Genomic DNA, 13590 nt, shown 5'->3' on the forward strand with positions numbered 1-13590 from the left:
AAGTAATATTGCACGATTTAGGTGTGTGAATTCTCTGGCTTCAACACCATCATATACAGGTGGATTAACAGTTCTGTTCTCAAATTTTTGGGAAACAACAAAAACCCTTTATTGGGGATCGCATTGATCAATAATTTTGAAAGCTCATCTTTTACCATTGGAATCTGTTGCTCATTTAAGTAATAAGCATCTACACGACTAACGAGCGCCTCATAGGTCATAATTTCAAATCGATTGATACCTGCCTGTTCCGCTAAAAACTCATAATAGCCTAAAATTAATGCGCTATAATCTTCAGATTTGTCTATCTTTAGTAAATCTGCAATCAAAGGCAATAACTCTTCAAATAGCATTCTATGACTTGAAAAATCACTTCCTATAAAAGTCCCAATTTTAACTAACACTTCTGAACTTAAACCTACAAGTCTAGCTAAAACACTTAACTCATCTGGCATATTCGTAATATAATACCTCTTGCCATAAAGTTTTTTTAGAACGCGCATCGCATCAAAATAGCCCAGCTCTATGTGTCTTTTAGCTTTTTCCAAATCAATTTCAAGTACTTTACCCAAATCATCCGAGGGTTCAATATAGATGACTTTTTCTCTATCTTTTTTACTTATTTTTTTGATACGCCCCATTCCAAAAACTCTTACTGCATATATGAGATCATAGTTTTTCTCAAGTAAAAGTGATATGGGAAGATTGTCGTAAAATGCGCCATCAATCACGCGCTTACCTCCGACAAAGTGATCCTGAAAAGTAGGTAAGCTTGCTGAGGCTAAAATATAGTCATGCAACTCTCCTATCGGAATTTGATCGACAAAAACCTCAATCGGTTTAAGATCTGTTAATGAGACACTTACAAGACCGAAAGCTTTATTGGAATTCCGGAGCTTTTTTTCATCTATCAACATTGCTAGTTTATCCTTAAGTGGCGATATATTAAAACCACGATTGACCACCACTTCATCTACCATTCGCTTGATTATATTGGGATCTAAAGGCACTTTGTTTTTTGCAATTTGTTCCAAAATGTTTGGATCCCCATCGATAATATCGGTAATCGTTGTAGACAACCATATTTGCTCAAGGGTATCTAATTGATCCATTGCCGCGAATGCACCATTGATCGCTCCAATTGATGTCCCAACAATACCGTCATATTCTACACCACATTCTTTAAGTGCTTTTAGTACACCCACATGAAATGCACCTTTAGCACCGCCACCTTCTAAAGCAACACCTATCATAATGCCTCCTTGTACCTATCCATTATATACCAACTTTCTGCGTAGATAATAAAAAAAAATTAAAGCCACTGCAAATTCAATAATTGCAATGGCTTTATATTTATCCTTGAATGTCTACATGAGCATCTTCAATTTCGCTTGGCTCAACTTCATCTGGGTCGACTGATTGATAGACCTTTAGCATATTGTTATAAATCATATCTGCTAGTCCGACGCCACCAGTTTTACTAATAGACTTTGACATTTCTTCATCTAGCATTTCTTCGAAGGTGGTTCTAGCTTGACTTTTCTCAACCAAGCCACCATCTTGAATGGTTTTTCTCATCTCTTTAAAAAGCGTATTAACAAAGTATGCTTCAAACTCCTGACTTGCTTCTTTAAGCTTATCAAGGTCTTTAGAAGAAGCTGCCTGCTCCAGCTTGTCTTTAAAGGACTCAACTTCTGCAGTTTCTTTCTCCCCTGTTAAGCTCGATTGATAGGTACTGCTTAACGTCGTTGCATCTATTTTCATATTTGCTCACATCCTTAGGTACAAATTAATCTATTCACTCGCTCTGAGTTTTAATTATCTTTTTAGATTGTTGGCGATTTCAAGCATTCTATCCGCAGTTTGAATGGATTTCGAATTGATTTCATAAGCTCTTTCAGCTGTGATTAAGTTAATCATTTCATCAACGATCTGAACATTTGAATTTTCGATAAATCCTTGCCACACTTCTGTTTTATCGCCTTCTTCCACACCTTCAAATGCAGCGCCAGAAGCAGTTGTTTCCTTATATAAGTTTTTACCAACTGATTCAAGACCTGCTGGATTGACGAATTTATTCAACGAAATCTGACCAATATCTTCATATTCTTCGCCGCCATCTCGTTTAACTCGGATAAATCCTTGGCTGTCTATGCTCAGTTCAGATACATTTTCACCTAGCACGATATTACCATCTATGCCTTGAACATAATAGCCATCAGAGGTTACCAATACCGCACCTTCTTCTGTCGAAGCGATCTTGAAACTACCATCTTTAGTATATCTCGTATTGCCATTGTTATCGATGACTTTAAAAAAGTGTTCCCCATTAATCGCCAAGTCTGTAGGCGTTTCAGTTTGTTGAAGATTGCCAGTTGTAAAATCTCTCAATGTAGCTGAAATCATTACACCGTGTCCAATCTCTATAGGGACAGGTCTACCCTCATCAGCAAGTTTTGCACTTTGATCTAGTCTTTCATACATAATATCTTTAAATTCGACACGTTGGTTTTTAAAACCGATTGTATTCACATTCGCTAAGTTATTAGATATTGTATCAATTTTAAGCTGAAGGTTTTTCATACCCGAAGCTGCTGACCACATCGCTTTCATAATTTACGCCTCCTAGACTCTTCCTAGTTCAGTAACACATTTACCAATCATATCATCAATTGTCGTAATTACTTTTTGACTTGTTTCATAATTACGGTTCATTTCAATAAGAGAAATCATTTCAGTTACAGCATCTGTATTTGAGCTTTCACGGTAACCTTGAATGATTTCACCTTCAAAATCAACCTTTTCACCCGTCATAGTAGGTTGTTCTAAATAATAGCTGGTACCCACTTTATATAAATCGCCCATATTTGTAAATGAGGTCATTTTTATCTTATCTGTAATCTCGCCATTTTGGATCACTTCACCAAACTCATTAACGCTAAAATTGCTATCTTCAATAAGGATTGGCCCATTTAGTCCAACGAGCTTTGCACCATCAAAATTTACAAGTTCACCAGCATTATTTATGGTAAATACACCATCACGCGTATAATATTCACCATTTGACGTGCTGACACTAAAAAAACCGTTGCCTTTTATCGCAAGATCATATGGATTATTTGTCATCTCAAGTTGGCCTTGTTCAAAATCCGTCATAACATAGTAGCCTTTAATTCCTGCGCTGATGGTCCCGATGTCGTTGGGGCCAATGCCAACCAATAAATTGTCTGTAGTCGCACCACCGACGAGGATGTTACCAGAATCGTCTAAAGTGAACTCGTTGTCACCAACATAAATCGATTGACCTTTGTTATTGAGCACCAAATCCCCTTTTAAATAATCAATAGAACCACCAATATTTTTTTGAATGGTTCTTAAATAGCCGTCCTTGTCTTTGAAGAAAATCATGCTCTTTGCATAATGAACGCCATTTTCAGTATCGACTCTAAAGTAGCCGTTAGTCGTTTCTGCATAAACTTCTCCATCTGTTGTGGTTGAAGTTACAGATCCCGTACCTGATTCTACCGGATACATTGAACCGTTTATTCGCGTCAATAGCCTTGCATTAAACGACTCCACCTGAACTCTGTCTTTCTTAAATCCAGTTGAATTAACGTTCGCAAGGTTATTGCCTATTACGTCCATCTTGTTTATATTTGTAATCATGCTTGAAGCACCGATGTATAAACCTTTTATCATAATTTCCTCCAAATTGCATTCACAAATGTTATCGTCATTCATTTTCCAAAACTTTAGAGCAATTTAAGGATATTTGAGGCAAAATTGATATTTTTATAAGTGTATATACAGAATTTATAATTGTTAAATTGTAAACTATTAAGTATTTCTATAGTGCACTTTCACATATTATGATTGGTTCGATTGACGTAATTTTATCATTGTGTTATATTTTAAGAGGTTAAAATACCATACCCTTTATTAATTTCAATTTCCTCATTTTTGGAATGACCGTCCGTTCGCGTCATTCCACCTTTTTTTTTAAATTCTAAAACCCAATTACTTCTTTTAAATATGAAATTATAACAACTGTCTTGATGGACAGTTTTTTTTATATGGTGCTGATTATACTTAATCTCATCTTAACTTAGGTCTAAAAAAGGGTTTAATAGTTTGTTATAAAACAAACTATTAAACCCTTAAATTCAATCATTTTTCCGTTTCATATTTAAAGTACCATAAACTCTTCTTTTAACATTCTAAAGTCATACTGATCATGTAGGGTACCGTTTAAAAGCAATGATTTCACTTTACTTGCTTCCTTAACAAAATTATTCTTTTCAGCAACTTTTATGCTACCAATATTTTGCGCACTACAAGATAGCTCAAATTTCAAGATATCAAATTTATCAAACCCATACGCTACAACTGCCTTAACTGCTTCTGTCGCAACACCTTGCCCCCAATATCTTTGGTCAATAAAGTAACCAATGTTTACAACAGCACCTTCTTCTGTATGATGAATCACTCTAAAACCGACCTCTCCAATATATGCGCCTGTACTTTGATCGGTGATGGCATAATAGAACTTCTTTCGCTTTTCTTTCTTTGACTCCATTAACGCATCAAAGAAAAGCTCCAATGTCTCATCTTTACTTTCAGGATACGCATCTGGCATCCAACACACGACTTCTTTATCTTGAGTCAAATTATAAAAGTTCTCAAAATCAGATTCTAGATAGTCGCGTATTAGAAGTCTTTCAGAGTATATAATTGTCATAGTAGCCCCCAAGATTCATTTTTTTTATTATACTACTAATCCCAATATTAAACTATTCAAATCTGAGACTTAAGTCCATCGCTTTTACAGAATGCGTCAAAGCACCTATAGAGATTATATCCACCCCTGTCTTTGCCACATCACATAAACGATCCAAGCTCATGTTGCCACTCGCTTCTAATAAACAATCTTCTCTTTTAAGCTTAACACAGCTCATCATATCTTCATTCGACATATTATCAAGCATGATTATATCTGCACCTGCAGCTTGAGCAGTAATAAAATCAGAAACAGATTCAACCTCAATTTCAATTTTTATCGTATGTGGCACGTATTTTTTTGCTTTTAAGATCGCATTTTCAATACTCCCACAAGCTTTAATATGATTGTCTTTTATCAGTACACCATCAGATAAATTGTATCTGTGATTGTAGCCACCCCCCTGCCTTACAGCTTGCTTATCCAGAAATCTTAGGCCAGGAACGGTTTTACGTGTATCTACAATCCTTGTATTGGTTCCTTTTACAGCATCAACACATGCTTGTGTCAAACTTGCTATACCAGACATTCTTTGAAGTAGATTTAACGCCACTCGTTCTGCAGTTAAAATCGATTTCGTTCGACCTTTAACTCTACAGATAATATCACCCTTACTTAGTCGATCACCATTTGATTTATACTTTTCAAAATAAATGGAGCGATCAATATATTCAAACGCTGCCTGGAATACCTCTATTCCAGATAAAACACCATTATCCTTAGAGATAAGCACTGCAGTAGTTACATCAGAATCAGTAAATATAGCTTCGCTCGTTAGATCAACTGAACTGATGTCTTCTTCATATGCCATCTGAAGTATTTTATTTATTTGCATTATTCTTCTCCTCTAATGTCTCATTTATCATTTTCTGAAAAGCCTTAAGTGCATTGTTCGCTCTAATATCATCCACATTTATGACGACATATTCTTCTGGATTTTGCATCAAGGAGTCGATCTGAGCTTTCATTAAAGCAATTTGTTCATAATTTTTGTTAACTGCCATGTTATTGTCCATCCAAATGGATAGTTCATCAATTTTTACATTGTAGTGTGGGATTTTTCTAGCATGATCCAAATGAACCTGAACCATTTTTTCATGCCCACGTTTCATTTCGTTAATTTCCTTTGCTGTTATTTTTGAAAATACGAGTGCCTCAAGCAGCGAATTACTCGCTAAGCGATTTTTACCGTGCACCCCTGTATGCGCACACTCACCAACAGCATAAATATTTTCATGCGAGGTTCTTCCAAACTGATCCACATCAATCCCACCCATTGTATAATGTGCACCCGGTGCAACTGGTATCAAATCTTTGTCTAAGTTTAAGCCTTCTTGATTACAATAAGCTGTTATTTTACTGAACTTTTGCATCATTTTCTTCTGGCCAATATGACGAACATCCAAATAAAGATAAGGTAGCTCTTGTTGACTCAGCTCTTTAATCATAGCAGAAGATACGATGTCTCTAGGTGCAAGTTCTAGTTTGTGATGGTATTGATTCATAAATCTATTCCCATTTTGATTGAGTAGCATACCACTTTCACCTCTTACAGCTTCTGAAACAAGAAAACCTTCTTGTTGTCCTTTAAGGTTATAAAAAACCGTAGGGTGAAATTGAATCCAGCTGACATGGCTTAACTTTAGCCCTAAATCAATTGCTAACGCTAAGCCATCATATCCTATGGATTTATTACTGGTTCTGTGATAAAGTTTTGAAATACCACCTGTAGCAAAAACGACTTTTGCACCAAGAAAATGATTCATATTTTTTAAGGTAGTGGCATCTGTCAATGTCGAAATCGAATGCACCAAGAATCCCTCTTGGTGGGAGTTGATCTGATAGGCTAAGCAATTTTCAAAAAAAGTGATGTTGGGTCTACTCTTCAGATTAAACCACAAAGTATCCATAACGGCTTCCCCAGAACGATCACCTGCCTTCATAATTCTAGGAAAACTATGTGCACCTTCTAGACCTAACGCAAATTCTCCCTTTTTGTTTTTATCAAATGGTACCCCTAACGCTACCAAATCTTGAATAACACTAGAGCCTTCCTTTACCATCAGCTCAACTCGTTTCTTATCGTTAAAGCCATGTCCCGCTACCATTGTATCCTCAAAATGATGCATCCAACCATCGTCTTTTCCCACTGCTGCTGCAATTCCGCCCTGTGCAAGATAGCTGTTCGCCTCTTTACTTAAACCAGAGTTTAAAATAAGTACGTTAAGGTCAGCATCTAGATTAATTGCCAAAAAAAGACTTGCGATTCCACTTCCAAGTATAATGACATCGTACTTTTTCATTTCCATAAATCACGACCGTTCTAACATAGCTTTAATGGCTTGACTGGCAGAGGCTTGAATTTCCTCTTCTATAAAAATCTCTCCTGTTTGGTTAACAAGCGTGTCAATAACATCATCAAGAGTTGTTTTCTTCATGTTTGGACACACCATTGCTTCATCAAGTAGATAAAAACGCTTGCTAGGGAATTGTTTCTTTAATGTCTCTACCACACCGAGCTCAGTCCCTATTATAAACGCCTCACAATCGCTCTCTTCACAAGTTTTGATAATTTGTGCAGTACTGCCAATAACATCCGCTAATGCAACAACTTCAGGTCTACATTCCGGATGGATTAAAACGAGTGCCTCTGGATACTTTTCTTTCATAGACAACACAGCGTCAGCTTCCACACGGTGATGCGTCGGGCAAAAGCCACGCCATAAATGAATGTTTTTTGATGGCACATGCTTCTGAACGTAACTTCCTAAATTTTGATCTGGAACAAAAATTATTTCATTCTCAGACAGTCCACTCACTATTTTTATCGCATTTGATGAAGTGCAACAAATATCACTTATAGACTTAACCTCCGCCGAAGTGTTGACATAGCTTACAATAGCCGCCTCGGGATGTTCTAACTTTTTCTCTAAAACCCATTCTTTCGTGGCCATATCTGCCATTGGACAGCCTGCATTTTGATTCGGAAGAAAAACCCTTTTGTCAGGAGAAAGTAGTTTTGCTGATTCAGCCATAAAATGAACACCACAAAAAATGATAAAATCAGACGTTTCTTGTGATGCTTTTCTAGATAACTCCAATGAATCACCAATAAAATCCGCCACTTCTTTAACTGCCATACTTTGGTAGTGATGTGCTAATATCACTGCCCTTTTTTCCAGCTTTAATTTCTTTATTACTTCTATTTTTTCATCGATCGATTCTGCTGTAATGTGTTCCAATTTTAAACTCAATTGTGACATTTTGTACCTCCGTTATTCCTGTATATACACTTGTATATTCATAAAACCCTCACCACTATACCATACCTCGCCAAAAACTTCAACAAACTAAAAAACCCTCTGTGAGTATTACCTCGCAAAGGGTTAATCTTTAACTTATAAATATTTCTTTTTTGCTGTGGTCATCATGTTTTTCTCAAGGATATCCAAATGTTCAAGTGACATACCTGTGCCTTTTGCAACACAGCTAACTGCATCATCAGCAATAAAGGTTGGAATTCCAGTTCTTTTTTCGATCAATTTGTTGAGACCATGTAAAAGTGATCCGCCACCCGTCATGACAATTCCTCTTGAACTAATATCAGAAGCGAGCTCAGGTGGTGTTTTTTCTAGAACAAAGTGAACCGCATCGGCAACTGAGTTAACAACTTCTTGTAATGCTTCCTGCATCTCTTCACTTGAGATAGAGATGTTCTTTGGTAAACCGGTTATAAGGTCTCTTCCTCGACAGTCCATCTTAATTGACTTCGTTCTTGGATAAGCAGTGCCTACATTAATTTTCAGTTCTTCAGCCGTTCTTTCCCCTATTAGTAGATTGTGCTTTTTACGCATGTATTTGATGATTGCTTCATCAAATTTATCACCTGCTACCTTGATGGAAGTGCTAACAACGATGCCACCTAAAGAAATGACTGCAATATCTGATGTACCACCACCGATATCAATTACCATATTGCCATCTGGTTTTGTAATATCAAGACCAGCACCAATAGCAGCAGCAATTGGCTCTTCAATTAGAAATGTTTTTCCTCCACCGGCTTCCATGGTTGCATCTAAAACCGCTCTTTTTTCAACTTCTGTAACACCACTTGGCACACAGATGATAATTTTAGGCTTAAATAATCTTCTTCTACCACAAGTTTTATTTATGAAATAGCGTAACATACGCTCTGTAACATCATAGTCCGAAATAACACCGTCTTTAAGTGGTCTTATCGCAACGATATTACCAGGTGTACGACCCAGCATTTTACGCGCTTCATTACCAACCGCTAAAACGCGATCTGTATTTTTATCAATAGCAACCACAGATGGCTCTCTTAATACAATGCCTTTTCCTTTTATGTAGACGAGTACACTCGCCGTACCTAAGTCTATACCGATTTCCGAACCAACACCGAACATCGCGTTCCACCTTCCATTAGTTAGTTTTATCAAAATTCATTACATTTATAGATGTTCGCAGATAGCTAAATCTCAACGCGTTTGATTTTACCACCTAAGCTTACAAGATCTTTTTCGATTTGTGGATAGCCTCTATCGATGTGATAAATCTCATCGATTTCTGTGATACCTTCTGCTACAAGTCCTGCAAGTACCAAAGCAGCACCTGCTCTTAAGTCAGTCGCTTTTACTTGAGCGCCTTGTAATGAATCAACACCCTGAATGACAGCACTATGGCCTTCAATTTTAACATTTGCACCCATGCGATTGATCTCAGCGACATGTCTAAAACGGTTCTCAAATACCGTTTCAGATATGACACTTGTTCCTTCACTAATCGCTAAAAGCGCCATAAATTGAGCTTGTGCATCCGTTGGAAAACCAGGATATGGAAGCGTTGTCACATCGACAGACTTAAGCGGACCATCCGTATAAACTCTGATACGATCGTCTTCGTCTTCAACTGTAACTCCCATTTCACGTAATTTTGCTGTGACTGGCTTAACGTGACTTGAAACAACATTCTCTATTGTAATATCACCTTTAGTAATAGCAGCTGCTACCATATATGTCGCTGCGATGATACGATCTGGTATCGTTTGATGTTTCGCACCTTTAAGGGAAGTAACCCCATTAATACGAATGGTATCTGTACCGGCACCTTTAACATTAGCACCCATTTCATTGAGGAAATTCGCTAGATCAATGATTTCAGGCTCTTTTGCAGCATTTTGAATCAGCGTTTGACCTTTTGCCATCGTCGCTGCCATCATGATATTTTCAGTTGCACCCACACTTGGAAAGTCGAGGTAAATTTCAGAACCAACCAGACCATTATCTGCTGTTGCTTCTATATAACCATGGCCTAAAGTAACTTCAGCACCTAATGCTTGAAAACCCTTTAAGTGAAGGTCAATCGGTCTTGCTCCAATCGCACAACCACCCGGCATCGAAACTTTTGCAATCCCTTTTTTAGCAAGTAATGGACCTAACACTAAAAAAGAAGCACGCATCTTTTGAATCAAATCATAAGGTGCTTCACATTTTAAGTCCTCTGCTGGGTAAGTCTCTATCACTTCAGTTTCTCTGTTATAATCTACTCTTAAGCCTAATGACTCGAGGAGAGTCGCCATAACCTCTACATCAAGTAACTCTGGTACACTTTCTATGGTACAGCTATCATCTGCTAATATCGATGCAGCCATTAATTTTAATACCGAATTTTTTGCGCCTTTTATCTTTACGGTGCCTCTAAGCGGCCCGCTCTTCTCTACCAATAACTTTGCCAAATGGATCCTCCTATCATATAGATGATATTATGCTGAGACTCTATCTAAAGTAATTTCATAATTCACAACTGGATATAGTAAACCAGTTAAAACTGGTCATAGTCATTTATTATTATATATAAAAAAGGGCATACTATCTATACCTTTTTATCTTTTTTTGTATAATATTACTTATTAATGAGGGAAAATAGGACTAAGTTCACAAATCATTGGTAACGATTTCAGATTACCTTGTAATAAAGTATGACAAATGAAAATCTTCTGGTACGGAAAAATAAAAAGAGAATCTCATTTGAGATTCTCTTTTATCAGTGACGTATGATGTCGTCACCATTATTTGTTGAGTTCATATAACCTAATACGGTTAATCGCTCTTTCAAGTGCAAGTCTCGCTCTAAGAATATCGACGCCTTTTTCAGGGCCTTCTTGAATGCGGGTCTCTGCACGTTTCTTCGCTTCTAGTGCTCTATCAACGTCAATTTCATCTACCCATTCTGCGGAATCGATTACCACTGTAACTTTTTCTTCATTGACAGTTAAGAATCCAGCAGAACAAGCAGCCCACTTAAAGGATTGGTCGTCTTGGCGTACGCGCATACTGCCAACTTTCAGTGGTGCAACCAGAGGTTCATGGTCATATAAAATTCCGATATCACCTTCTGTTGTCTTTAAGATCACCATGTCGGTTTCGCCTTCAAAGAAGACGCGATCTGGCGTTACAACATCAAGCTTGAATTTTTTGCCCATCCTGACACCTCCTATTGTGCTTGACTTTTCTTATACTTTTCAACGACATCTTCGATGCCACCACAGTACAGGAAGAATTGCTCAGGAATTTCATCGTGAGAACCATCAAGGATTTCTCTAAAGCTTCTGATAGTTTCCTTAACTGGAACATAGACACCTTTAGATCCTGTAAATTGCTCAGCAACCGTAAATGGTTGTGATAAAAATCTTTGAATTTTTCTTGCACGGCTTACGACGAGCTTATCATTATCTGAAAGTTCATCCATACCGAGGATTGCGATGATATCTTGTAACTCGTTGTATCTTTGAAGAATTTCTTGGACTTCACGAGCAACTTGATAATGTTCGTTACCAACAACATCAGGTGTAAGAATACGAGAAGATGAATCCAGTGGATCAACCGCAGGATAGATACCTAACTCAGAAATCTTACGCGAAAGAACTGTAGTTGCGTCCAAGTGGCTGAATGTCGTCGCTGGCGCTGGGTCAGTTAAGTCATCCGCAGGTACATAAACCGCTTGAACCGATGTGATAGAACCTTTATTTGTCGAAGTGATTCTCTCTTGAAGTGCACCCATATCGGTAGCAAGTGTTGGCTGGTAACCAACGGCACTTGGCATACGACCAAGAAGTGCCGACACCTCAGAACCTGCTTGTGTAAATCTAAAGATATTATCGATAAATAAAAGAACGTCCTTGCCCTCTTGATCTCTGAAGTACTCAGCCATCGTAAGACCTGTTAAGGCTACCCTCATTCTCGCTCCAGGTGGTTCATTCATCTGTCCGAATACAAGCGCAGTTTTTTCAATAACGCCTGAGTCTTTCATTTCATGATAAAGGTCATTACCTTCTCTTGTACGCTCGCCTACGCCAGCAAATACAGATAAACCACCGTGATTAGTTGCAATGTTGTTAATTAACTCTTGGATGATTACCGTTTTACCAACGCCTGCACCACCGAAGAGACCGATTTTACCACCTTTAGAATAAGGTGCGATCAAATCGACAACTTTGATACCTGTTTCAAGCATTTCTGCACTTGTACCTTGTTCAGCAAATGCAGGTGCCTCTCTATGAATTGGCCAGAATTCAGCATTTGATTTCTCAATTTGGCCTTGTTCATCTATTGTTTCACCTAGTACGTTGATCAATCGACCCAATGTCGGTTTTCCAACCGGCACAGAGATCGGTGCACCTGTAGATACTGCATCGATTCCTCTAATAAGTCCATCTGTTGAACTCATAGCAACGGCTCTAACTGTGTTACCACCGATGTGTTGCATAACCTCTGCAACAACATGAACCTCTTTATAATCAATTACGACAGCATCATAAATATTAGGAAGCTGATCCGCTTCAAACCTAATATCGAGTACAGGTCCGATGATTTGAACGATTTTACCAATCGTTTGATCCATACTCTTACACTCCTTTACGAATTATTTTAGTGCTTCAGCACCACCGACGATTTCAGAGATTTCTTGAGTGATTGCAGCTTGTCTCGCTTGGTTGAACGACAGTGTAAGGTCTTCAATGATTTCCTCTGCGTTATCAGAAGCATTCTCCATAGCGATTCTTCTTGCAGCTTGTTCAGCAGCAGAAGATTCGATAAGACCACCGAAAAGTGTACTTTCTACATATTTTGGAATGATGTAATGAAGTACTTCCTCTGGTGAAGGCTCGTAATTGATGTACTCTGACGGGCCTTCTCCTTCTACAACTTCTGGACGTTCAATTGGTAACAACAGTAAATCTGTTGCTACTTGTGAGATGGAGCTTACAAATCTCGTGTAAATAAAATGAATAGAATCTACCTCGCCTTTTTCTAGCATACTGGTCGCAGTTTTTGCGATTTGTACAGCATGAATAAACTCTGGTTTTTCAGAAATATATAAGAAGCTGTCGACGACATTGTAACCATTTTGCTTCAATACGTCATTCGCTCTTTTTCCGACAGCGATGTACTTCGCATTTTCTTTGTCGGTTACATTTTCAATCGATTTTTTAATCGCGTTGATGTTGTAACCACCACAGAGACCTCTATCTGAGCTGACCACAATGTAAAGTGGTTTATGGCTAACTCCAGAAGAGACAAACTTACTCTTAATGCTTTTATCAGCGCTTAAGATATCGTGTACAGCCGTTTGAATCGTGTCGAAATAAGGTTTGGTGATATCCATTCTATCTCTTGCACGTTTAAGCTTTGCAGTTGAGACGAGCTCGAAAGCCTTGGTGATCTGCATGGTGCTGTTGACACTTCGAATTTTACGCTTAATATCGCGTGTACTACTTGCCATGTTCAATCCCTCCT

13 protein-coding genes are annotated in these 13590 nt (G+C 37.9%); all 13 read right to left on the reverse strand.

What is annotated here, in order from left to right:
* Nucleotides 1-17 precede the first annotated feature (17 nt).
* The 13 genes from AC4PID_RS07375 to atpG all read right to left on the reverse strand — a co-directional run bounded on the left by AC4PID_RS07375 (nucleotide 18) and on the right by atpG (nucleotide 13576).
* Nucleotides 18-1253 carry a patatin-like phospholipase family protein gene (locus AC4PID_RS07375; RefSeq protein WP_492134927.1) on the reverse strand — a complete coding sequence of 412 codons (1236 nt, stop codon included), beginning with the start codon at nucleotides 1251-1253 and terminating at the stop codon, nucleotides 18-20.
* A 100-nt stretch (nucleotides 1254-1353) separates the two neighbouring features.
* Complete coding sequence (locus AC4PID_RS07380) at nucleotides 1354-1764, reverse strand: rod-binding protein (protein WP_492134928.1); 411 nt, start codon at nucleotides 1762-1764, stop codon at nucleotides 1354-1356.
* 54 nt (nucleotides 1765-1818) lie between these two features.
* The gene (flgG, locus tag AC4PID_RS07385; RefSeq protein WP_492134929.1) at nucleotides 1819-2613 is read right to left on the reverse strand and encodes a flagellar basal-body rod protein FlgG; all 795 of its coding nucleotides are present in this window, start codon (nucleotides 2611-2613) and stop codon (nucleotides 1819-1821) included.
* 12 nt (nucleotides 2614-2625) lie between these two features.
* Nucleotides 2626-3699 carry a flagellar hook-basal body protein gene (locus AC4PID_RS07390; RefSeq protein WP_492134930.1) on the reverse strand — a complete coding sequence of 358 codons (1074 nt, stop codon included), beginning with the start codon at nucleotides 3697-3699 and terminating at the stop codon, nucleotides 2626-2628.
* A gap of 487 nt (nucleotides 3700-4186) precedes the next feature.
* Nucleotides 4187-4738, reverse strand: coding sequence for a GNAT family N-acetyltransferase (locus AC4PID_RS07395; RefSeq protein WP_492134931.1), 552 nt, complete (start codon nucleotides 4736-4738; stop codon nucleotides 4187-4189).
* 52 nt (nucleotides 4739-4790) lie between these two features.
* On the reverse strand, nucleotides 4791-5612 hold the full coding sequence (nadC, locus tag AC4PID_RS07400) for a carboxylating nicotinate-nucleotide diphosphorylase (protein WP_492134932.1): 822 nt from the start codon (nucleotides 5610-5612) through the stop codon (nucleotides 4791-4793).
* Nucleotides 5599-7080: an L-aspartate oxidase gene (locus AC4PID_RS07405; RefSeq protein ID WP_492134933.1), complete on the reverse strand. Its 1482-nt coding sequence runs from the start codon at nucleotides 7078-7080 to the stop codon at nucleotides 5599-5601. Before AC4PID_RS07405 ends, nadC begins: the two co-directional genes overlap by 14 nt.
* A 9-nt stretch (nucleotides 7081-7089) precedes the next feature.
* Entirely contained in the window at nucleotides 7090-8040 is a 951-nt protein-coding gene (nadA, locus tag AC4PID_RS07410; protein ID WP_492134934.1) for a quinolinate synthase NadA, read from the reverse strand.
* Nucleotides 8041-8175: 135 nt separating this feature from the next.
* Nucleotides 8176-9204, reverse strand: a complete 1029-nt coding sequence (locus tag AC4PID_RS07415) for a rod shape-determining protein (protein ID WP_492134935.1) — start codon at nucleotides 9202-9204, stop codon at nucleotides 8176-8178.
* A gap of 65 nt (nucleotides 9205-9269) precedes the next feature.
* A complete protein-coding gene (gene murA, locus AC4PID_RS07420) occupies nucleotides 9270-10532 on the reverse strand; it encodes a UDP-N-acetylglucosamine 1-carboxyvinyltransferase (protein ID WP_492134936.1) in 1263 nt (420 codons plus the stop codon).
* A 333-nt stretch (nucleotides 10533-10865) separates the two neighbouring features.
* On the reverse strand, nucleotides 10866-11279 hold the full coding sequence (locus AC4PID_RS07425) for a F0F1 ATP synthase subunit epsilon (RefSeq protein ID WP_492134937.1): 414 nt from the start codon (nucleotides 11277-11279) through the stop codon (nucleotides 10866-10868).
* An 11-nt stretch (nucleotides 11280-11290) separates the two neighbouring features.
* Nucleotides 11291-12697 carry a F0F1 ATP synthase subunit beta gene (atpD, locus tag AC4PID_RS07430; protein ID WP_492134938.1) on the reverse strand — a complete coding sequence of 469 codons (1407 nt, stop codon included), beginning with the start codon at nucleotides 12695-12697 and terminating at the stop codon, nucleotides 11291-11293.
* 21 nt (nucleotides 12698-12718) lie between these two features.
* Nucleotides 12719-13576: an ATP synthase F1 subunit gamma gene (atpG, locus tag AC4PID_RS07435; protein ID WP_492134939.1), complete on the reverse strand. Its 858-nt coding sequence runs from the start codon at nucleotides 13574-13576 to the stop codon at nucleotides 12719-12721.
* Nucleotides 13577-13590 lie beyond the last annotated feature (14 nt).

Source organism: Fusibacter sp. QWL-12, assembly GCF_058683495.1.